This window comes from [Pantoea] beijingensis (genome assembly GCF_022647505.1).
Classification (GTDB): domain Bacteria; phylum Pseudomonadota; class Gammaproteobacteria; order Enterobacterales; family Enterobacteriaceae; genus Erwinia; species Erwinia beijingensis.
Genome location: NZ_CP071409.1, coordinates 407646 through 428195, shown reverse-complemented (window position 1 = coordinate 428195; position 20550 = coordinate 407646). Strand labels below are relative to the sequence as shown.

Annotated in this window: 35 protein-coding genes and 1 pseudogene; 4 read left to right on the top strand and 32 right to left on the bottom strand. The window is 48.4% G+C overall.

Annotation, left to right across the window (positions count from 1 at the left end; genetic code table 11):
- Positions 1–142 precede the first annotated feature (142 nt).
- A complete protein-coding gene (mscL, locus tag J1C60_RS01945) occupies positions 143–547 on the top strand; it encodes a large-conductance mechanosensitive channel protein MscL (protein WP_128178058.1) in 405 nt (134 codons plus the stop codon).
- A 482-nt stretch (positions 548–1029) separates the two neighbouring features.
- Here the strand turns inward: mscL and J1C60_RS18605 are convergent.
- The 31 genes and pseudogenes from J1C60_RS18605 to rpsJ form a co-directional block, all read right to left on the bottom strand.
- Positions 1030–1203 (bottom strand): annotated as a pseudogene (locus J1C60_RS18605) (alternative ribosome-rescue factor A); the annotation flags it as partial.
- A gap of 51 nt (positions 1204–1254) precedes the next feature.
- Positions 1255–1692 carry a Zn(2+)-responsive transcriptional regulator gene (gene zntR, locus J1C60_RS01935; RefSeq protein WP_128178054.1) on the bottom strand — a complete coding sequence of 146 codons (438 nt, stop codon included), beginning with the start codon at positions 1690–1692 and terminating at the stop codon, positions 1255–1257.
- Positions 1692–2075, bottom strand: coding sequence for a DnaJ family domain-containing protein (locus J1C60_RS01930; protein WP_259393880.1), 384 nt, complete (start codon positions 2073–2075; stop codon positions 1692–1694). The genes zntR and J1C60_RS01930 overlap by 1 nt, the downstream gene beginning before the upstream one ends.
- Before the next feature lie 108 nt (positions 2076–2183).
- The gene (rplQ, locus tag J1C60_RS01925) at positions 2184–2570 is read right to left on the bottom strand and encodes a 50S ribosomal protein L17 (protein ID WP_128178051.1); all 387 of its coding nucleotides are present in this window, start codon (positions 2568–2570) and stop codon (positions 2184–2186) included.
- A gap of 40 nt (positions 2571–2610) precedes the next feature.
- Positions 2611–3600 carry a DNA-directed RNA polymerase subunit alpha gene (locus J1C60_RS01920; RefSeq protein ID WP_128178049.1) on the bottom strand — a complete coding sequence of 330 codons (990 nt, stop codon included), beginning with the start codon at positions 3598–3600 and terminating at the stop codon, positions 2611–2613.
- A gap of 25 nt (positions 3601–3625) precedes the next feature.
- Complete coding sequence (gene rpsD, locus J1C60_RS01915) at positions 3626–4246, bottom strand: 30S ribosomal protein S4 (RefSeq protein ID WP_024966594.1); 621 nt, start codon at positions 4244–4246, stop codon at positions 3626–3628.
- A 31-nt stretch (positions 4247–4277) separates the two neighbouring features.
- On the bottom strand, positions 4278–4667 hold the full coding sequence (gene rpsK / locus J1C60_RS01910) for a 30S ribosomal protein S11 (RefSeq protein WP_004160563.1): 390 nt from the start codon (positions 4665–4667) through the stop codon (positions 4278–4280).
- Positions 4668–4683: 16 nt separating this feature from the next.
- A complete protein-coding gene (gene rpsM, locus J1C60_RS01905; RefSeq protein WP_128178047.1) occupies positions 4684–5040 on the bottom strand; it encodes a 30S ribosomal protein S13 in 357 nt (118 codons plus the stop codon).
- 143 nt (positions 5041–5183) lie between these two features.
- Complete coding sequence (gene rpmJ, locus J1C60_RS01900; RefSeq protein ID WP_004160566.1) at positions 5184–5300, bottom strand: 50S ribosomal protein L36; 117 nt, start codon at positions 5298–5300, stop codon at positions 5184–5186.
- Positions 5301–5332: 32 nt separating this feature from the next.
- Positions 5333–6664 (bottom strand): preprotein translocase subunit SecY, encoded by a 1332-nt coding sequence (secY, locus tag J1C60_RS01895; protein ID WP_128178046.1) that lies wholly within the window; start codon positions 6662–6664, stop codon positions 5333–5335.
- A 7-nt stretch (positions 6665–6671) separates the two neighbouring features.
- The gene (rplO, locus tag J1C60_RS01890) at positions 6672–7106 is read right to left on the bottom strand and encodes a 50S ribosomal protein L15 (RefSeq protein ID WP_128178044.1); all 435 of its coding nucleotides are present in this window, start codon (positions 7104–7106) and stop codon (positions 6672–6674) included.
- Positions 7107–7109: 3 nt separating this feature from the next.
- On the bottom strand, positions 7110–7289 hold the full coding sequence (gene rpmD, locus J1C60_RS01885) for a 50S ribosomal protein L30 (protein ID WP_004160569.1): 180 nt from the start codon (positions 7287–7289) through the stop codon (positions 7110–7112).
- Positions 7290–7294: 5 nt separating this feature from the next.
- The gene (gene rpsE, locus J1C60_RS01880) at positions 7295–7795 is read right to left on the bottom strand and encodes a 30S ribosomal protein S5 (protein WP_052902745.1); all 501 of its coding nucleotides are present in this window, start codon (positions 7793–7795) and stop codon (positions 7295–7297) included.
- Between the two features lie 14 nt (positions 7796–7809).
- Positions 7810–8163 (bottom strand): 50S ribosomal protein L18, encoded by a 354-nt coding sequence (rplR, locus tag J1C60_RS01875; protein ID WP_052902743.1) that lies wholly within the window; start codon positions 8161–8163, stop codon positions 7810–7812.
- Positions 8164–8172: 9 nt separating this feature from the next.
- The gene (gene rplF, locus J1C60_RS01870; RefSeq protein WP_128178042.1) at positions 8173–8706 is read right to left on the bottom strand and encodes a 50S ribosomal protein L6; all 534 of its coding nucleotides are present in this window, start codon (positions 8704–8706) and stop codon (positions 8173–8175) included.
- A 12-nt stretch (positions 8707–8718) separates the two neighbouring features.
- Entirely contained in the window at positions 8719–9111 is a 393-nt protein-coding gene (rpsH, locus tag J1C60_RS01865; protein ID WP_052902739.1) for a 30S ribosomal protein S8, read from the bottom strand.
- Positions 9112–9144: 33 nt separating this feature from the next.
- Complete coding sequence (gene rpsN / locus J1C60_RS01860; protein ID WP_128178040.1) at positions 9145–9450, bottom strand: 30S ribosomal protein S14; 306 nt, start codon at positions 9448–9450, stop codon at positions 9145–9147.
- A gap of 14 nt (positions 9451–9464) precedes the next feature.
- Positions 9465–10004 carry a 50S ribosomal protein L5 gene (gene rplE, locus J1C60_RS01855; RefSeq protein WP_128178038.1) on the bottom strand — a complete coding sequence of 180 codons (540 nt, stop codon included), beginning with the start codon at positions 10002–10004 and terminating at the stop codon, positions 9465–9467.
- Between the two features lie 14 nt (positions 10005–10018).
- On the bottom strand, positions 10019–10333 hold the full coding sequence (gene rplX, locus J1C60_RS01850) for a 50S ribosomal protein L24 (RefSeq protein WP_034899626.1): 315 nt from the start codon (positions 10331–10333) through the stop codon (positions 10019–10021).
- A gap of 10 nt (positions 10334–10343) precedes the next feature.
- Positions 10344–10715: a 50S ribosomal protein L14 gene (gene rplN / locus J1C60_RS01845; protein ID WP_020322771.1), complete on the bottom strand. Its 372-nt coding sequence runs from the start codon at positions 10713–10715 to the stop codon at positions 10344–10346.
- A 291-nt stretch (positions 10716–11006) separates the two neighbouring features.
- Positions 11007–11261 carry a 30S ribosomal protein S17 gene (gene rpsQ, locus J1C60_RS01840; protein WP_017799048.1) on the bottom strand — a complete coding sequence of 85 codons (255 nt, stop codon included), beginning with the start codon at positions 11259–11261 and terminating at the stop codon, positions 11007–11009.
- Complete coding sequence (rpmC, locus tag J1C60_RS01835; protein WP_128178036.1) at positions 11261–11452, bottom strand: 50S ribosomal protein L29; 192 nt, start codon at positions 11450–11452, stop codon at positions 11261–11263. Before rpmC ends, rpsQ begins: the two co-directional genes overlap by 1 nt.
- The gene (gene rplP / locus J1C60_RS01830; protein ID WP_002438716.1) at positions 11452–11862 is read right to left on the bottom strand and encodes a 50S ribosomal protein L16; all 411 of its coding nucleotides are present in this window, start codon (positions 11860–11862) and stop codon (positions 11452–11454) included. The genes rpmC and rplP overlap by 1 nt, the downstream gene beginning before the upstream one ends.
- Positions 11863–11874: 12 nt before the next feature.
- Positions 11875–12573 (bottom strand): 30S ribosomal protein S3, encoded by a 699-nt coding sequence (gene rpsC, locus J1C60_RS01825; RefSeq protein ID WP_002919766.1) that lies wholly within the window; start codon positions 12571–12573, stop codon positions 11875–11877.
- A gap of 17 nt (positions 12574–12590) precedes the next feature.
- Positions 12591–12923, bottom strand: a complete 333-nt coding sequence (gene rplV, locus J1C60_RS01820; protein ID WP_052902732.1) for a 50S ribosomal protein L22 — start codon at positions 12921–12923, stop codon at positions 12591–12593.
- Between the two features lie 14 nt (positions 12924–12937).
- Positions 12938–13216 (bottom strand): 30S ribosomal protein S19, encoded by a 279-nt coding sequence (gene rpsS / locus J1C60_RS01815; protein WP_004929772.1) that lies wholly within the window; start codon positions 13214–13216, stop codon positions 12938–12940.
- Between the two features lie 16 nt (positions 13217–13232).
- The gene (rplB, locus tag J1C60_RS01810; protein ID WP_128178034.1) at positions 13233–14054 is read right to left on the bottom strand and encodes a 50S ribosomal protein L2; all 822 of its coding nucleotides are present in this window, start codon (positions 14052–14054) and stop codon (positions 13233–13235) included.
- Between the two features lie 17 nt (positions 14055–14071).
- Complete coding sequence (gene rplW / locus J1C60_RS01805) at positions 14072–14374, bottom strand: 50S ribosomal protein L23 (protein WP_128178032.1); 303 nt, start codon at positions 14372–14374, stop codon at positions 14072–14074.
- Positions 14371–14976, bottom strand: coding sequence for a 50S ribosomal protein L4 (gene rplD / locus J1C60_RS01800; protein ID WP_128178031.1), 606 nt, complete (start codon positions 14974–14976; stop codon positions 14371–14373). Before rplD ends, rplW begins: the two co-directional genes overlap by 4 nt.
- 10 nt (positions 14977–14986) lie before the next feature.
- Positions 14987–15616 (bottom strand): 50S ribosomal protein L3, encoded by a 630-nt coding sequence (rplC, locus tag J1C60_RS01795; RefSeq protein WP_128178029.1) that lies wholly within the window; start codon positions 15614–15616, stop codon positions 14987–14989.
- Positions 15617–15648: 32 nt separating this feature from the next.
- On the bottom strand, positions 15649–15960 hold the full coding sequence (gene rpsJ / locus J1C60_RS01790; protein WP_001181005.1) for a 30S ribosomal protein S10: 312 nt from the start codon (positions 15958–15960) through the stop codon (positions 15649–15651).
- A gap of 1235 nt (positions 15961–17195) precedes the next feature.
- On the opposite strand from rpsJ, the gene idi reads away from it, so the two are divergent.
- The 3 genes from idi (at position 17196) to J1C60_RS01775 (ending at position 20017) form a co-directional block, all read left to right on the top strand.
- Positions 17196–17750 (top strand): isopentenyl-diphosphate Delta-isomerase, encoded by a 555-nt coding sequence (gene idi / locus J1C60_RS01785; RefSeq protein ID WP_128178080.1) that lies wholly within the window; start codon positions 17196–17198, stop codon positions 17748–17750.
- The gene (locus J1C60_RS01780) at positions 17747–18793 is read left to right on the top strand and encodes a terpene synthase family protein (RefSeq protein WP_128178027.1); all 1047 of its coding nucleotides are present in this window, start codon (positions 17747–17749) and stop codon (positions 18791–18793) included. Before idi ends, J1C60_RS01780 begins: the two co-directional genes overlap by 4 nt.
- Positions 18794–19225: 432 nt before the next feature.
- Positions 19226–20017, top strand: a complete 792-nt coding sequence (locus tag J1C60_RS01775) for a prepilin peptidase (RefSeq protein ID WP_128178025.1) — start codon at positions 19226–19228, stop codon at positions 20015–20017.
- On the opposite strand, the gene bfr is transcribed toward J1C60_RS01775, so the two are convergent.
- Positions 20004–20477, bottom strand: a complete 474-nt coding sequence (gene bfr / locus J1C60_RS01770) for a bacterioferritin (protein WP_128178023.1) — start codon at positions 20475–20477, stop codon at positions 20004–20006. The two genes, J1C60_RS01775 and bfr, sit on opposite strands and share 14 nt — an antisense overlap.
- Positions 20478–20550: the final 73 nt, after the last annotated feature.

The window sequence follows — 20550 nt, the reverse complement described above, 5'->3', positions numbered from 1 at the left end:
ATTGCATGAAGAGGGGAAGCGACACAGATCCTGTAACTTGATAAAACCAGTAGCAGGAAAATATGACCCATTACGTTGTAGCGATGGCAAAAGATCAATGATTTGTTAAACTTTAGCGATTGGCATAGGAAAGGAGATAACAATGAGTTTATTCAAAGAGTTTCGCGACTTTGCAATGCGTGGCAACGTCGTCGATCTGGCAGTGGGTGTTATTATTGGCGCAGCGTTTGGTAAAATTGTCTCTTCCCTGGTAGCAAATATTATTATGCCGCCACTGGGACTGTTGATTGGCGGGGTCGATTTCAAGCAGTTTACCTGGGTACTTAAACCCGCTGCAGGTGATGTTCCTGCCGTAGTCATGGAATACGGCGTATTTATCCAGTCTATTTTTGATTTCCTTATTGTGGCTTTTGCCATCTTTATGGCAATTAAATTAATGAATAAACTGTATAAGAAAAAAGAAGTTGAGGAAGTTGTTGCCAAACCTGGCGCAGAAGAAGTCTTACTTGCGGAGATCCGCGACCTGCTTAAGCAGCAGAACAAGTAAGCTTGCTCTCCGCAGTTTTTTTAAAACCTCTTCCGGTTGGAAGAGGTTTTATTTTATATCCCTTAAACTCAAACTGTAAGCCAGCGGCAAAGGAAATAATCCCGAGAAACTGACTTGAGTTAGCAATTTGGGTGACTGACCGTCACCAGCAACTTGCATGCAGTATGACGGAAAACATTAAATTGCGGCGGGGCTGGGTTACTGCTAACTCAGTCAGATCCAAGAACGTATTAACCTTGATGTATTAAACGCACAGCTACAACTGTATCCAGTACGCAGAGATCTGTCTGAGACCCGTTATAGTTGGTTAACATCTGGCTGGAACTACATTATTACGCTGGAATACTGGATGATCGGGCGCTGCAGCCGCGTTGGCCGGCTATTTCCAAAATTCTTAGTGCACGCGTAATACTGTGATACGCTTTCAGGGAGGAGAGCAGAACGGGTCGTACTGCGGTCTTAAGTAGAAGGCCAGTGGTAAAGCTTTCTTTACCACTGGCCTCCCAGTTACCTTTCTTCATATGTTTATCTTTCCTTTTGTAACTTCCGTTCCCTTTTTGATTCACTTCGATACGAGCCCGAAACAGTGGGTCGTGTAATAACGCTTCCAGGGCGTTATCCCGGATAACCCCTTTTTTGTGTTGATAACCTGACATAGTAGCTCCTTATGGTATGAAACTGCAGAATAGGTGCTGATAAGGTAAAAATCAACAATGATGATGAGCTCCTGTTTCCTGCCCCGATGCGCCCGACTCCAGCGTCTCCAGAATTGAACAATAGGCACTGCTGTGCTCGCTACCGCAACAGGCCGCACTCAACTTTTGCAGCGAACGCTGCATATGCTGCAGCTCTGCAATTCTGGCCTCAACTTCATTCAGCCGCGACTGCACAATATTCTTCGACTCCTGACAGGTATGATGTTCAGGATCGACGCGAATCGAGAGCAGTTCCCGAATGGCTTCTAAAGTAAAACCCAACTGACGGGCATAGCGGATAAACCGCAACCGCTGTAGATCATTATCCGTATAGAGCCGGAAACCGCCCTCGGTGCGAATTTCGTGCCCCATCATCTGCTGCTTTTCGTAGTAACGAATAGTATCCGGCGTAACATCCGCCAGCTTAGCAAGCTGTCCAATACGATACATTATTCCTCCTTTGCAAACTTTCGTTGCAGCTGCTGCTGATATTCGGTAGAAAGAAATGCGGTACTCATCCCGGCCTGCCGAAGTTTCATTTCAAGCAATATTAAGCGCTTATTCTTCACATCATAGTCGCTCTCAGCAGGGTTAAACTTTCTGAGTAAGGAATCAAGTTCAATCGCTTCCCGACGCATTTCGAGTTCAGGAGGAAGATACCCTGAATTTTTGAGTAATCGATAAGCAGTACGGAGCTCGGCAGGAACATGACTATTATCGTCAAGTATCAACGGTTTTCCCTGACCAGCCAAATTATCAAACTCGCCTTTTTCCTGTGCGCTACACATTTTTTGTTCGGCAAGTTGGTCAATCAGCCACGTTGTCTCCTCCAGCTATAAACCGGTTAACACTGACAGCATAACTAAATATCGAAGAGGACGTACGAGGAATTTTAGATATAAAAAAACCGGGCAAGCCCGGTTTTTTCACGTTGCTGTAGATTACTCTGCAGCAGCTTCTGCTTGAGCTTCTGGACGATCAACCAGCTCGATGTAAGCCATCGGAGCGTTGTCACCAGCACGGAAGCCACACTTCAGAATGCGAGTGTAACCACCAGTACGGGCCGCGAAACGCGGGCCCAACTCGTTAAACAGTTTTGCCACGATCTCGTTATCACGAGTACGGGCGAATGCCAGACGACGATTAGCTACGCTGTCGGTCTTGGCAAGAGTAATCAGCGGCTCAACTACACGACGCAGCTCTTTCGCTTTTGGCAGGGTCGTCTTGATGATCTCATGACGAACCAAAGAGCCAGCCATGTTGCGGAACATAGCCTGACGATGGCTGCTGTTGCGGTTCAGTTGACGACCACTCTTACGATGGCGCATGACCTTATCCTTCTCAGTGAAACCTTAACCTGTGATCGGGTTATTCATCAGCGATGCTAGCGGGCGGCCAGTTTTCCAGGCGCATGCCCAGAGACAGACCACGAGAAGCCAGCACATCTTTAATCTCGGTAAGAGATTTTTTACCAAGGTTAGGCGTTTTAAGCAGCTCAACCTCGGTACGCTGTACCAGATCACCGATGTAGTGGATAGCTTCTGCCTTAAGGCAGTTAGCAGAGCGGACAGTCAATTCCAGATCGTCAACAGGGCGCAGCAGGATCGGATCGAATTCTGGTTTCTCTTCTTTGATCTCCGGCTGACGTACATCACGTAAGTCAACGAAAGCTTCAAGTTGTTCTGCCAGGATGGTAGCCGCACGGCGGATCGCTTCTTCAGGATCAATAGTGCCGTTGGTTTCCATTTCGATGACCAGCTTGTCCAGGTCAGTACGCTGTTCTACACGCGCTGCTTCAACATTGTAGGCAATACGGTCTACAGGGCTATAGCAGGCGTCAACCAACAGACGACCGATCGGGCGCTCATCTTCTTCCGAATGAATTCGGGCAGAAGCCGGCACATAACCGCGACCGCGCTGAACTTTGATACGCATACTAATAGATGCGTTTTCATCGGTCAGGTGGCAGATCACGTGCTGCGGCTTGACGATTTCGACATCACCATCATGGGTGATATCGGCTGCAGTCACAGGGCCAATGCCAGATTTATTCAGGGTTAGAATAACTTCATCTTTGCCTTGAACTCTTACCGCAAGCCCTTTCAGGTTGAGTAGGATTTCCAGGATATCTTCCTGTACACCCTCTTTGGTGCTGTACTCATGCAGTACACCATCAATTTCAACCTCGGTCACCGCGCAACCCGGCATGGATGAAAGCAGAATACGGCGCAGTGCGTTACCAAGAGTATGGCCAAAGCCACGCTCTAAAGGCTCAAGGGTCACCTTGGCGTGCGTCGAACTCACTTGCTCGATATCTACCAGGCGCGGTTTTAGAAACTCTGTCACAGAACCCTGCATTGTGTCCTCTCTTTGGTACTAAGCTTTACTTGGAGTAAAGCTCGACGATCAGGTGTTCGTTAATGTCCGCAGACAGATCGGTACGTTCAGGAATACGTTTGAACACACCTTCCATCTTAGTCGCATCAACTTCCAGCCAGGTTGGCTTTTCACGCTGTTCAGCCAGCTCCAGAGCGGCTTTCACGCGAGATTGCTTTTTGGCTTTCTCACGGATGCTAACAACGTCATTCGGAGTTACCTGATAAGAAGCGATGCTAACAACGCGGCCGTTTACCATGATAGATTTATGGCTTACCAACTGACGTGCTTCCGCACGAGTGGCACCAAAGCCCATACGATAAACTACGTTATCCAGACGACCTTCCAGCAGAGCTAACAGGTTTTCACCCGTGTTGCCTTTCAGACGTGCTGCTTCTTTGTAATAGTTACGGAACTGACGCTCCAGTACACCGTACATACGGCGAACTTTCTGCTTTTCACGTAACTGTACGCCATAGTCAGACAGACGCGGTTTACGCGCACCGTGCTGGCCAGGAGCTTGTTCAATCTTACACTTGGTATCAATCGCGCGAACGCCAGACTTCAGGAAAAGGTCTGTACCCTCGCGACGGCTCAGCTTGAGCTTAGGACCCAAATATCTTGCCATTTTCTTTCTCCAACATTCCTAAAAACGAGCGTTATACGCGACGTTTTTTCGGCGGACGACAACCGTTGTGAGGGATCGGAGTCACATCAGTAATATTCGTGATGCGGAAACCAGCAGCGTTCAGAGCACGAATCGTTGATTCGCGTCCTGGACCTGGACCCTTAACCATAACTTCCAGGTTCTTAATACCGTAATCTTTCACGGCTTCTGCGCAACGCTCAGCTGCCACTTGGGCTGCGAACGGCGTAGATTTACGAGAACCACGGAAACCGGAACCACCGGCAGTTGCCCAACCCAGCGCGTTACCCTGACGATCGGTAATGGTCACGATGGTGTTGTTAAAAGAAGCATGGACATGAGCCACGCCATCAGAGACTTGTTTTCTTACACGCTTACGTGCACGAACTGGTGCCTTTGCCATTATTCAATCACCCCGATTATTTCTTGATCGGTTTACGCGGACCCTTACGGGTACGTGCGTTGGTCTTGGTACGCTGACCGCGCACTGGAAGACCACGACGATGACGCAAACCACGATAGCAACCAAGGTCCATCAGACGCTTGATGCTCAGGGTGACTTCACGACGCAGATCGCCTTCAACGACGAACTTAGCAACTTCATCACGCAGAATGTCGATTTGTTCTTCAGACAGCTCACTGATCTTCACATTTTCAGCGATACCCGTTGCCGCACAGATAGCCTGTGAGCGGGTTTTGCCGATGCCGTAAATCGAAGTTAACGCGATCACGGTATGCTTCTGATCAGGAATGTTAATGCCTGCTATACGGGCCACTATGCACTCCTACTATTTAAATATGCGTTCCATGCCGAAAAGCCCGTTTTCAGGATACTCAAATGGAAACGCATAGACATACAAAAGATTGGCTGGCTAATCTAGCCAGCTCAACCCGACTTTGCAAGAAAAATATGTGAAAATCAGCCTTGGCGCTGTTTATGCTTTGGCTCGGCACTACAAATCACACGTACAACACCGTCGCGACGGATGATTTTGCAGTTACGACATAATTTCTTGACGGAAGCACGAACTTTCATTTTTACTCTCCGTAACTTCTCAAGCGCCTGAATTAACGACCGTAGCCTTTCAGGTTTGCTTTCTTCAATGCAGACTCATACTGACTTGACATCATCAGAGTTTGCACTTGAGCCATAAAGTCCATGATGACAACCACTACAATCAGCAGTGATGTACCACCGAAGTAGAATGGGACTTTCATCGCATCACGCATGAACTCCGGGATTAGGCAGATGAAAGTAATGTACAATGCGCCAACTAATGTCAGGCGGGTCATTACTTTATCAATGTACTTCGCCGTTTGCTCTCCCGGACGAATTCCTGGTACAAATGCACCAGACTTCTTCAGGTTATCTGCTGTTTCACGTGGGTTAAACACCAACGCAGTATAAAAGAAACAGAAGAAGATGATTGCAGTCGCATAGAGTAGCACATACAGCGGCTGACCTGGTTGTAAATACATAGAAATTGTAGTCAACCAGCTCCAACCGGTACCGCCCCCAAACCACGATGCAATCGTCGCCGGGAACAGAATGATGCTGGAAGCAAAGATAGCAGGAATAACGCCGGCCATATTTACTTTCAACGGTAAGTGCGTGCTCTGTGCTGCATAGACACGACGACCTTGCTGACGTTTCGCATAGTTCACCACAATACGGCGTTGACCACGCTCAACGTAAACAACGAAGAAGGTCACTGCAAATACGAGAACTGCAACCAACAGCAACAGGAGGAAGTGCAGGTCGCCTTGCCGCGCTTGCTCGATAGTATGGCCAATGGCCGGCGGCAACCCCGCAACAATACCAGCGAAGATAATGATTGAGATACCGTTCCCGATACCACGCTCAGTAATCTGTTCACCCAGCCACATCAGGAACATCGTTCCTGTGACCAGACTCACAACAGCGGTAAAGTAGAATGGAAAGCCTGGATTTAACACCAGGCCTTGCATTCCAGGCATATTCGGTAGACCAGTAGCAATACCGATCGACTGGAATATTGCCAGTACCAACGTACCGTAACGGGTGTACTGACTAATCTTACGACGGCCAGCCTCCCCTTCCTTCTTAATTTCCGCTAACGCCGGATGAACCACCGTCAGCAACTGGATGATAATTGATGCCGAAATATACGGCATGATACCCAGAGCAAAAATAGAAGCACGGCTAAGCGCACCACCAGAGAACATGTTAAACATCTCAATGATGGTGCCACGCTGTTGTTCAAGCAGTTTGGCAAGTACAGTGGCATCGATACCAGGGATCGGAATAAAAGAGCCAATACGGAAGACAATCAGTGCACCAATAACAAACAGAAGTCTGCGTTTTAGTTCACCAAATCCACCCTTGGCACTTTGAAAATCTAATCCTGGTTGCTTAGCCATCTGCTACTTATTCCTCAATTTTACCGCCAGCAGCTTCGATTGCAGCACGAGCGCCTTTAGTGACACGCAGACCGCGAACCGTTACCGGTGCAGAAACTTCGCCAGAGAGAATCACTTTCGCGAATTCAATCTGAATACCGATAATATTAGCTGCTTTCAGCGTATTCAGGTCGACGATTCCGCCTTCAACTTTCGCCAGATCAGACAGACGGACTTCAGCCGTTACTGCTGCTTTACGAGAGGTGAAACCGAACTTCGGCAGACGACGGTACAGAGGCATCTGGCCACCTTCAAAACCGCGACGTACGCCACCACCAGAACGAGAGTTCTGACCTTTGTGACCACGACCACCGGTTTTACCGAGACCAGAACCAATACCACGACCCAGACGCTTTGGTGCGTGTTTAGACCCTTCGGCCGGAGACAGAGTATTTAAACGCATCTGTTACTCCTCCACTTTAACCATGTAGGAAATCGCGTTAACCATACCGCGTACAGCTGGCGTATCTTCACGCTCTACGGTGTGGTTAATACGACGCAGACCCAGGCCAAGCAGCGTTGCCTTGTGTTTCGGCAAACGTCCGATCGAACTGCGGGTTTGTGTAATTTTAATAGTCTTTGCCATGGTCATTACCCCAGAATTTCTTCAACGGATTTACCACGCTTGGCAGCGACCATTTCTGGAGAATTCATATTAGCTAAGCCATCCAGTGTTGCACGAACCACGTTAATCGGGTTAGTGGAACCGTATGCTTTTGCCAGAACGTTATGAACTCCAGCGACTTCCAGAACGGCGCGCATTGCACCACCGGCAATGATACCGGTACCTTCAGAAGCCGGCTGCATGAACACGCGGGAACCCGTATGAACACCTTTAACTGGGTGCTGCAGGGTACCGTTGGTCAGCGCGACGTTAATCATATTGCGACGGGCTTTTTCCATCGCTTTCTGGATCGCTGCTGGAACTTCACGCGCTTTACCGTAACCAAAACCGATACGACCGTTACCATCACCCACTACAGTCAATGCTGTGAAGGAGAAAATACGACCGCCTTTAACAGTTTTAGATACGCGATTTACCGCGATCAGCTTTTCCTGCAGTTCGCCAGCTTGTTTCTCGATGTGTGCCATCTTACACCTCTACCTTAGAACTGAAGGCCAGCTTCACGGGCAGCATCTGCCAGTGCCTGGACGCGACCATGATATTGGAAACCGGAACGGTCGAAAGAAACATCTTTGATGCCTTTTTCGAGAGCGCGTTCAGCGAGTGCTTTACCCACAGCAGCTGCAGCGTCTTTGTTACCGGTATACTTCAGTTGTTCAGTGATAGCTTTTTCTACAGTAGAAGCAGCAACCAAAACCTCAGAACCGTTTGGGGCAATAACCTGTGCGTAAATATGACGCGGAGTACGATGTACTACCAGGCGAGTTGCACCAAGCTCTTTGAGCTTGCGACGTGCGCGGGTCGCACGACGGATACGAGCAGATTTCTTATCCATAGTGTTACCTTACTTCTTCTTAGCCTCTTTGGTACGCACGACTTCGTCGGCGTAACGAACACCCTTGCCTTTGTAAGGCTCAGGACGACGGTAGGCGCGTAAGTCAGCCGCAACCTGGCCGATCAGCTGTTTATCAGCGCCTTTCAGCACGATCTCAGTCTGAGTCGGACACTCTGCAGTGATCCCCGCTGGCAGCTCGTGGTCAACAGGATGAGAAAAGCCCAAGGCTAAATTCACCACGTTGCCTTTAACGGCCGCACGATAACCTACACCAACCAGCTGCAGCTTCTTAGTGAAGCCTTCGGTAACACCGATAACCATTGCGTTCAGCAGCGCGCGAGAAGTACCCGCCTGCGCCCAGCCATCAACAAAACCTTCGCGCGGAGCGAAAGTCAGAGCGTTGTCAGCATGCTTAAGTTCAACAGCATCATTGATAGTACGAGTCAGCTCGCCGTTTTTACCTTTAATCGAAATAACCTGACCGTTGAGTTTTACCTCTACGCCGGCAGGAATGACGACAGGTGCTTTTGCAACACGAGACATTCTTTCCTCCGATTAAGCTACGTAGCAGATAATTTCGCCGCCAAGACCAGCCTGGCGCGCTGCACGATCGGTCATAACACCTTTAGAGGTAGAAACAACGGCAATACCCAGTCCTGCCATAACTTTTGGCAGTTCGTCTTTGCGCTTATAAATACGCAGACCTGGACGGCTTACACGTTGAATGCTCTCTACCACAGCCTTGCCCTGGAAATACTTAAGAGTCAGTTCCAGTTCTGGCTTGGTGTCGCCTTCGATTTTAAATTCTTCAATATAACCTTCTTCCTTCAGCACGTTGGCAATTGCCACTTTCAGCTTGGAGGAAGGCATGGTGACCGCAACTTTGTTCGCGGCCTGACCGTTACGGATACGGGTCAGCATATCCGCGATCGGATCTTGCATGCTCATCTGTCTTTACTCCCGTGATTCAATTGGTGACAATTACCAGCTAGCCTTTTTCAAGCCAGGTACTTCACCGCGCATGGCGGCTTCACGCAGCTTAATACGGCTCAGCCCGAACTTACCCACATAACCATGTGGACGGCCTGTTTGGCGGCAGCGGTTACGCTGACGAGACGGGCTGGAATCACGCGGCAGAGTCTGCAGCTTCAGAACAGCATTCCAACGATCTTCGTCGGATGCGTTCACACTAGAGATGATAGCTTTTAATTCCTCGCGTTTAGCGCGGTATTTATCAGCCAGTTTTACGCGAACAACTTCGCGTGCCTTCATCGATTGCTTAGCCATGAAGTAACCCTACCTTACTTGCGGAACGGGAAGTCAAAGGCAGCCAGCAGAGCACGGCCTTCATCGTCAGATTTCGCAGTAGTGGTAATGGTAATATCCAAACCACGAACGCGATCGACCTTGTCATAGTCGATTTCTGGGAAGATGATCTGCTCACGAACGCCCATGCTGTAGTTGCCACGGCCATCAAATGACTTAGCGGACAAGCCACGGAAGTCACGGATACGTGGTACAGCAATAGAGATCAGACGCTCAAAGAACTCCCACATGCGCTCGCCACGCAGAGTCACTTTACAGCCGATCGGATAGCCCTGACGGATTTTGAAGCCTGCAACTGATTTGCGTGCTTTGGTGATCAACGGTTTTTGACCGGAGATTGCTGTCAGATCCGCTGCTGCATTATCCAGCAGTTTCTTGTCAGCGATCGCTTCACCTACACCCATGTTCAGGGTGATCTTCTCGACCCGAGGGACTTGCATGACAGAATTGTAGCCAAACTCAGTCATGAGTTTTTTGACTACCTCGTCTTTGTAGTAATCATGCAGTTTCGCCATCGTACTACTCCAAATTACTTGATAGTTTCGCTATTAGACTTGAAAAAACGGACTTTTTTGCCGTCTTCGAATCTAAAGCCTACACGGTCAGCCTTGCCGGTTGCAGAGTTGTAAAGTGCAACGTTAGAAACCTGCAGAGCAGCTTCCTTTTCAACGATGCCACCTGGTTGGTTCAGGGCCGGGACAGGCTTCTGATGTTTCTTAACCAGGTTGATACCTTCAACAATGACCTTACCAGAAGACAGGACATTCTTAACTTTACCGCGCTTACCTTTATCTTTACCGGTCAGCACGATAACTTCGTCATCGCGACGGATTTTAGCTGCCATTGCTCGCTCCTTAGAGTACTTCTGGTGCCAGAGAGATAATTTTCATGAACTTTTCATTACGAAGTTCACGAGTTACCGGCCCAAAAATACGCGTACCGATAGGTTGCTCGCTGTTATTATTTAAAATAACGCATGCATTACCATCGAAGCGAATGACAGAACCGTCCGGGCGACGAACACCCTTCCTGGTGCGCACCACTACCGCCTTCAGCACATCACCCTTCTTAACCTTACCGCGAGGAATTGCTTCCTTGATGGTAATTTTGATGATGTCGCCTACGCCTGCGTAGCGACGGTGCGAGCCACCCAGAACCTTGATACACATTACGCGACGTGCACCGGAGTTGTCGGCGACGTTCAGCATAGTCTGTTCTTGGATCATTTTAGTGCTCCGCTAATGTCAACTACTACTTCGGGACCTGAAACAGGTCGTTAGAAAGCCCCATAATTGAGGGCGCGGCATTATAACACCGGTTCCTGCATATGGGTAGAAAAAATAAACGGCTCTTTCGAGCCGTTTATCTTATTTTTTATTACCCGCAATCTTCCACAGTACAAACATGGCGGCATCGCGCTGTTAATTAGGCAGCTTACCGGAGTAAGCTACCGGGGTTTTCGCACTTGCCACCTTGACTACACCCAGAAGTCTTTCGGGTAAAGAGGGCGAATTCTATTACAGAATCGCTTTCTCTACAACGCGAACCAGCGTCCAGGACTTAGTCTTAGACAGTGGGCGGCATTCGCGGATTTCTACCACGTCGCCGATACCACATTCATTGTTCTCGTCATGTACGTGCAGTTTGGTCGTACGCTTAATGAACTTACCGTAGATTGGGTGTTTCACGAAACGTTCAATCGCAACAACAATAGATTTCTCCATTTTGTCACTCAGGACACGACCTTGCAGAGTACGGATTTTATCGGTCATTACGCACCCGCCTTCTCAGTCAGTAAAGTCTTAACGCGTGCAACATCACGGCGAACATTTTTCAACAGATGAGTCTGTTGCAGTTGGCCGGATGCTGCCTGCATGCGCAGGTTGAACTGCTCACGCAGCAGGTTAAGCAGCTCAGTGTTAAGCTCTTCAATGCTCTTTTCACGCAGCTCTGTTGCTTTCATTACATCACCGTCTTAGTTACAAAGGTGGTTTTGATAGGCAGTTTTGCTGCTGCCAGCTTGAATGCTTCACGGGCCAGCTCTTCCGGAACACCGTCCATTTCATACAGGACTTTACCAGGCTGGATCAAGGCAACCCAATACTCTACGTTACCTTTACCTTTACCCATACGCACTTCCAGCGGCTTCTCGGTGATCGGTTTGTCCGGGAATACACGGATCCAGATCTTACCTTGACGCTTAACTGCACGGGTCATAGCACGACGTGCTGCTTCGATCTGACGTGCAGTCAGACGACCACGGCCAACAGCTTTCAGACCGAAAGTACCGAAGCTAACATCCGTACCCTGCGCCAGACCACGGTTGCGGCCTTTGTGCACTTTACGGAATTTTGTACGCTTTGGTTGTAACATCAGCGACTCTCCTTACTTACGGCCTTTACGCTGCTGCTTTTTAGGTTGAGCAGCCGGTTCCGGTTGTTCAACAGCAGCCATACCACCCAGGATCTCACCTTTGAAGATCCATACCTTAACGCCGATTACACCATAAGTGGTGTGCGCTTCAGAGGTGTTGTAGTCAATGTCAGCACGCAGGGTGTGCAACGGCACGCGGCCTTCACGGTACCATTCGGTACGCGCGATTTCAGCACCGCCCAGACGGCCACTAACTTCAACTTTGATACCTTTAGCGCCCAGACGCATTGCGTTCTGTACAGCACGCTTCATCGCACGACGGAACATCACACGACGCTCCAGCTGTGAAGTGATACTGTCAGCAACCAATTTAGCGTCCAGTTCCGGTTTACGGACTTCGGCGATATTGATCTGTGCAGGAACGCCAGCGATATCCGCTACGACCTTGCGCAGTTTTTCTACGTCTTCGCCTTTCTTACCGATAACGATACCTGGGCGAGCAGTGTGAATAGTCACACGAATGCTTTTTGCCGGGCGCTCGATAACGATACGAGATACGGACGCTTTAGCCAGTTCTTTAGTCAGGAACTGACGAACTTTAAAATCGCTGTCCAGGTTGTCAGCGAATTCTTTGGTATTGGCGAACCAGGTAGAGTTCCAGGGTTTAACAATACCCAGTCGAATACCATTAGGATGTACTTTCTGACCCATTGCTAGTCTCCAGAGTCTCAGCGATCGGACACAACCACAGTAATGTGGCTGGTGCGCTTCAGGATGCGATCTGCACGACCTTTCGCACGCGGCATAATGCGCTTCATGCTTGGGCCTTCGTCGACGAAAATTTTCGTCACTTTCAGATCATCAATGTCAGCGCCATCGTTGTGTTCGGCGTTAGCAATGGCAGATTCCAGGACTTTCTTGACCAGTACAGCCGCTTTCTTATTGGTGTAGGTCAAAATGTCCAGAGCCTGCGACACTTTCTTACCGCGTACAAGATCCGCTACCAGGCGAACCTTCTGAGCAGAAGAACGAGCGTGGCGATGTTGAGCTAAAGTTTCCATCTCTTCCTCCTGCCTTAGCGTTTCTTGGCTTTCTTATCAGCCGCGTGGCCGCGATAAGTACGAGTCGGTGCAAATTCACCCAACTTGTGACCGACCATTTCGTCGGAAACAAAGACAGGAACGTGCTGACGACCATTATGGACAGCGATGGTCAAACCGATCATGTTAGGGAAGATCGTTGAACGACGGGACCAGGTGCGCAAAGGCTTCTTGTCTCCGCTTTCCACCGCTTTCTCTACCTTCTTCAGCAAGTGCAGGTCAATAAAAGGACCTTTCTTGAGAGAACGTGGCATGGCTTATCCTCTAAAATTATTTGCTACGGCGACGTACGATAAATTTATCAGTACGCTTGTTGCTACGGGTCTTCTTACCTTTGGTCTGTAGGCCCCACGGAGATACCGGGTGCTTACCAAAGTTACGACCTTCACCACCACCGTGCGGGTGATCAACTGGGTTCATCGCGGTACCACGAACGGTCGGACGAACACCACGCCAACGGGTTGCACCGGCTTTACCCAGAACGCGCAGCATGTGCTCAGCGTTACCGACTTCGCCCAGGGTCGCGCGGCAGTCAGATTCGACTTTACGCATTTCACCAGAACGCAGACGCAGGGTAACGTAGGAACCTTCACGCGCAACGATCTGCACGTAAGCACCAGCAGAGCGAGCAATCTGACCGCCTTTACCTGGTTTCATTTCTACGTTGTGTACGGTAGAACCTACTGGGATGTTACGCATCGGCAGAGTGTTACCTGCTTTGATCGCAGCATCAACGCCAGACTGAATCTGGTCGCCAGCTTTCAGGCCTTTAGCGGCCAGGATGTAACGGCGTTCGCCATCTTTGTACAGAACCAGTGCGATGTTCGCAGAGCGGTTCGGATCGTACTCAAGACGTTCAACAACTGCCGGGATACCGTCTTTGTTGCGTTTGAAGTCAACAATACGGTAAGCCTGCTTGTGACCACCACCAATGTGACGGGTAGTGATGCGACCATTGTTGTTACGGCCACCGGATTTGCTGTTCTTTTCGACCAGCGGAGCAAAAGGTTTGCCCTTGTGCAGCTCTGGGTTCACCACTTTAACAACGTGGCGACGACCCGGAGATGTCGGTTTACATTTAACAACTGCCATTGTTCTTCTCCTCCGACTTACTCAGCGCCGCCGACGAAGTCCAGATTCTGGCCTTCTTTCAGGGTGACGTAAGCTTTTTTCCAGTCGTTACGACGACCAATACGCTGTCCTTGACGTTTCACTTTCCCTTTAACAACAAGGGTGTTTACATCATTAACTTCAACTTCGAAAAGTTTCTGTACAGCGGCTTTGATTTCTGCCTTGGTCGCGTCTTTAGCAACTTTGAGAACGATGGTATTGGTTTTTTCCATCGCAGCAGACGCTTTTTCAGATACGTGCGGCGCGCGCAGTACTTTCAGCAGACGTTCTTCACGGATCATGCCAGCATCTCCTCAACTTGCTTAACTGCGTCAGCAGTCATAACGACTTTGTCGAAGGCGATCAGGCTAACTGGGTCGATACCTGATGCATCACGAACGTCAACCTTGTACAGGTTGCGAGCGGCCAGGAACAGATTCTCTTCCAGTTCGCCAGTGATGATCAGCACGTCTTCCAGCGCCATGTCTTTCAGTTTTTCTACCAGAAGCTTAGTCTTAGGTGCTTCCAGAGAGAACTGCTCGACAACGATCAGACGATCTTGACGTACCAGTTCGGACAGGATGCTTTTCAGCGCGCCGCGGTACATCTTTTTGTTTACTTTTTGACTGTGATCCTGAGGCTTCGCAGCGAAGGTTACGCCACCGGAACGCCAGATCGGGCTCTTAACAGAACCTGAACGCGCACGGCCGGTACCTTTCTGGCGCCACGGCTTTTTGCCGGAACCAGTAACTTCAGCACGGGTCTTCTGAGCACGGGTACCCTGACGGGCGCCTGCTGCATAAGCAACAACAACCTGATGTACCAGCGCTTCGTTGAAATCACGACCGAAGGTAGTTTCGGAAACAGTCAGCGCGCTTTGCGCGTCTTTCAATACTAATTCCATTGCTATCCCCTTACGCCTTCACAGCTGGTTTAACGATCAGGTCGCTACCGGTAGCACCGGGAACCGCACCTTTAACCAGCAGCAGGTTGCGCTCAGCGTCAACACGTACTACGTCCAGGCTTTGAACGGTTACGCGCTCATTACCCAGCTGGCCTGCCATTTTCTTGCCTTTGAACACTTTGCCCGGAGTCTGGTTCTGACCGATAGAACCCGGAACGCGGTGAGACAAGGAGTTACCGTGAGTAGCATCCTGAGTACGGAAATTCCAGCGCTTAACAGTACCGGCAAAACCTTTACCTTTAGATGTACCAGTCACGTCAACTTTTTTCACGTCAGCGAAAATATCGACATTAATGCTCTGACCTACAGTGAATTCCTCGCCTTCAGCAGTGCGGAATTCCCACAGACCACGGCCAGCTTCAACGCCAGCTTTAGCAAAATGACCTGCTTCAGGCTTAGTTACACGGTTTGCTTTTTTAGCACCGGTAGTGACCTGAACAGCGGTGTAACCTTCGTTTTCCAGGCCTTTGACCTGAGTAACGCGGTTTGCTTCAATTTCGATTACGGTTACTGGGATAGAAACGCCATCTTCAGTGAAGATGCGGGTCATACCCACTTTTTTACCGACTAAACCAATCATTGTTTCAACCTCTCAATCGCTCAATGACCTGATTAACCCAGGCTGATCTGCACGTCAACACCGGCAGCCAGATCCAGACGCATCAGAGCATCAACCGTTTTTTCAGTTGGCTCAACGATGTCAACCAGACGCTTGTGAGTACGAATTTCGTACTGATCGCGCGCATCTTTATTGACGTGCGGGGAGATCAGAACGGTAAAACGCTCTTTGCGGGTCGGCAGCGGGATTGGACCACGAACCTGCGCACCAGTGCGCTTGGCAGTCTCAACGATTTCCGCAGTTGATTGATCGATCAGACGATGATCAAACGCTTTAAGACGGATACGGATTCTTTGGTTCTGCATGAGACCAGAGCTCCAATTATTTATAAACGAAAAAAATTACTACCCACATCCATTACGATTGATGGAGGAGTGTAATCGTTCAGTACATAACCCCCATATCGGGAGTATTGTCTGGTCGTGGATTTAACCTCGACCTGCGACTCTTATTGAATCGCGCCTGGCAATAAAGGCAGGCCCGCGCATTATACGGATTCCCGCTCAGGAAGCAACCTGAATTTGTGGGTTTTACCTTCAAGGAAGTAAAGGCCGTTGTACCATTCTTCACCCGTTGAGTGGCCGGGACGCTGACCTGATAGATCGCGTTATTTTATTCCGACGCTTTACGTTCTACGGGCCAAGCCGGACGGGGGGCGAAAACTCTATTGTGTCAGTCATTCCCGGGGCCATGACTATTTTCAGATGTTAAATCCTTTCCTGAAACATTACGTCAATATTCCACAGATATCATTGGGCAGCTCAATTGCGTCACTCGGTGTGTCGCTCATGGAAAACATAATAATGAAAGCAATAATCAGCATACTAAAGACGGAATATGCTGTTTCCTGGCTGCGACCTGATGGCAAATGACCTTTTTATTGAATCGCGATAAACGCCTAAGTATTCATTTTTAACAGGATAATATTCATGCACTGGCAACCGCAATTTCTTTATAAAGAAACAAAACATGATCTTAATTGCGGACAAAGAACACCCTCCGTAATCACTCTCATTTATTAAGCGGGATAATTCGCATCATAGGCAATTCCACTGCCAGCCTGTAAATTCGATATAACTCAAAGTACACAAAATACGCATAGAGAGTAATTTCTGAATAAATGGAACTAAACCGTCTGCGTTATTACTTACTACCGCCAGCCAACACACCTCTGGCAATACGTTAATGATTTATATCGTAACTCATTAGAAAACCATTATGAATAAACTAAAAGATTCATTCCATAACGTTCTACTCTCGTTATCTGTTATTCAGTTTCTATTGTTACTTTTCATCATTGCTATCACCGGGCTTTACCAAAAGGGGGAGAGTCAACCTGATCGTGCTGGCCTGCCGTTCTGCCTGCGAGCATAACTCAAAAAAACATCAATAAATTCTGTTCTATATAGGATCAATAACTGTCCGACGAATTCCTGTGTCAGGATTTCCCGCTAAGCCTGTGTCAAAAGAGTGACTACGCTATCCGCGAATATGCAGACACATGCAATTAATATTTAATACCTAATAAATGATAACTATGCTGATTGAAAAACTGATACTTGTTGACCGCCACGACAACCAGGTAGGCGAAGGCGAAAAGTTGCAGGTCCACCTTGATGGAAGCTTGCACCGAGCCTTTTCTGTATTTATTTTTAATTCTAATGGACAGTTACTCCTTCAGCAAAGAGCGGTGGAAAAATACCACTCTGCTGGTCTATGGGCGAATACCTGTTGTGGTCATCCCCGTCCAGGAGAAGACAAACTAGCGGCAGCGCGCCGACGCTTGCATGAAGAAATGGGCTTCGATTGTTCTCTGATCCCCGTTGGGAGTTTCATCTACCACGCTCAGGTCTCAGATAATATGGTTGAGTATGAATATGACCATCTTTATGCAGGGGTCTTCGATGGTTCCCCGCAACATAATCCGGCTGAAGTCGCGCAATATAAATGGCTTGATTTGGCTGATATCCGTCAACAAATCGCCACTAACCCCAATTCTTTCAGCCAGTGGTTTCTGCGTATTTTTCAGCAACCTGCCCCTCTGCAACCTGAATTGTGGTGGCAACAGGTACGTCTTAAAGAGGCACAATCATGAGTTCATTTTCTAAGCCGGATTTTTATTGTCCTTTTACGACCTGGATGAATCCCCATCACGATCAAAGCTGGGATCTCTCACGCCAATGGCTGAAGCAGACTGGACTAATTAAGGGAAGGCAAGCGACTGAACGTTTGGATCGCTCAGGGTTTTCACAATTAACAGCACAAGCTTATCCTAATGCAACGCAGCAACAATTAACTATCGCTATTAACTGGCTGATATGGTTGTTCCTGTTCGATGATCAGTTGGACGAATGTTATCTGGGGCATGATAAACAACAGGCAGCGGTAATTATTGATCGTCTGTATCAATTTACCCATATTGACACCTGCCAGTCTCTTGAGCCGTCCAGTCCGATAGAAGTGGCTTTTGTTGATTTATGCCAGGAGTACACTCGCACACTGAATGTTCAACAGCATCAGTCTTTTATGCAAAATATACGTAATTATCTCGCATCTATGCGCTGGGAAGTCTCTACCCGAGCTGATGGGACCCTGCCGCATTTTATAAATTTTATTGAACTGCGGCGAGATACCGGCGCAGTGCGCATGGTCCTCGATTTGATCGAGTATTGTTTGGGCAGCCCAATCCCTAACGAAATCGCCAATAGTCTCGAAATGCAGGTACTCAAGGACTGCACTATAGACGTTATCTGCATGAGCAATGATTTATTTTCCTTCGAAAAAGAGCAGGCTCGTGGTGATACCAACAATTTGGTGACAGTCTGGCAGCATTGCACCCACAGCGATTTGCAGGAGGCTGCAGATACTATTTATCGATTTGTTCTTAATCGTCAGCAGCTGTTTATTGATACCCAATCGCGCCTGGAATCGCTATTGCATACTCTCAAACTTGATGAACAAACCTGCACCAGCATCAGAGACTATGTTCAGGGAATGGGGCACTGGATGCGAGCGAATCTTGAGTTCTCTCTGAGAACACCGCGCTATTTTGATATAGAAGAAAGCCAAAAGGGCAAGCCATTAAGTTGGTTAGAGAATATTAGCTCCATGCAATCAGAGGTTTTTACAGCGCCCTGATATAAAGACGCAGTAACCACTGCTGGTAGTCCGTAAAACCATCGTTTACTTACATCTTAGCGGCCCTGTTAATTTGCATTAATCCAGAGAGCATGGATCTCTGGGTTAATGCTCTCCCCGGTTATAACTCTCTATGCCACTTTCGATACCATGGTAATCCTGCATGATCCCTGATGGCGATTATTGATACTAACGATAGAAGCACTATTGTTATTTCAATAATGCCTCACTCCAATAAGATTCTTGTCCCAAAAAAACCACTTATTTATCCGATAACTTCACAGATTTTTGGCCTCCCCCGAGTTGGTTGCGTGTAATGACCATATCTGACATTTGAGTTGCGTAACATTCCGCAATATCGTCTTCCGACTCATTTTTATGTAGCCCAAGAGAGAACGACGGCTTTATGCTAACGGGAGTCAGGAGGAACTTATGGATGAGTGGATAAGAGTTATCGTTGAATTTATAGCGGGTGCTACCACCGGTAGTTTCCTGGCCTTAGTGATTACACGCTATATTCCCGGATGCAGTGCACGTAACTGGTTTGCGCAGATAAGCTGGCCGGCCTCTCATTGCTCATTTTGTAAAACAACATTATCCCCTAGAGACCTGATCCCACTCTATAGCTGGTTAAAGCTGCGTGGCTGCTGTCGTCATTGTGGGCACAGTATTCCAGCGACACTCTTTTTGGTCGAGCTGTTCACTGCCTTGGTTTTTATCGTAGCAGATGGAATAACGGATTCCCCTTCCCTATTTTTCTGGTTGCTTTTACTCAGTATAATGCTGCTAGTGCTAAGTGAAATTGATCGTCGGCATCTTCTCTTACCCGACGTGTTAACGCTCCCCTTACTTATCAGTGGGATGCTTTTCCAACTTCAACGCTCCCCGGCAAACTGGTCTGGGTCGGTAACAGGAGCAGCAGCCGGTTATCTCAGTTTTTTATCGATTTCATTCATTTATTTTTTGTGCCGTAAGCAGCAGGGGCTGGGCTTGGGTGATGCAAAGCTTTTTGCCGCGCTTGGTGCATGGACTGGCATATTAGCACTGCCGTTAATTGCGGCGCTGGCCGCCGTCTTTGGCATCGCAGGCTGGTTATACTCGGCTGCAAGGGCGCAGACGCAAAAAACCATCCAGCAACCTTTTGGCCCCTATCTGGCAGTCGCGGGATGGTTGGTTTTCACGGCACAACATTATGATGTGTTTTGGCTGACTATTCTGATGTGATTTGCGATTGCAGGTAATTTTGAATGCCTATTTTCTGAATCAACTCCAGCTCGGTTTCAAGAAAATCGATATGATGCTCTTCATCGGCCAAGATTTCGATCATCATGTCACGGCTGACATAATCGTGAACTTTATCTGCCCAGGCAATCGCTTCGCGGAGATCCTTTGCACCCTCCAACTCCAGCGCCAAGTCAGACTTTAGCATTTCCTCTACATCCTCACCAATACGAAGCCGGCCCAAGTCCTGCAGATTTGGAATGCCTTCAAGGAATAAGATGCGTTCGATATACCTATCTGCATGCTTCATTTCATCAATTGATTCATGATACTCAACGTCGTTTAGCCGCATCAGCCCCCAATTTTTGAACATCCGCGCATGCAGGAAATACTGGTTAATCGCCACCAGCTCATTCCCCAGTAATTTGTTGAGATGATTTATGATTTTACTATCGCCCTTCATTTTGTTTCCTCCGCTTCCAGTTAATAACAGCGTAGATGCACTGAGGAAGAAGTCAAAAGACAGGACGAAAATA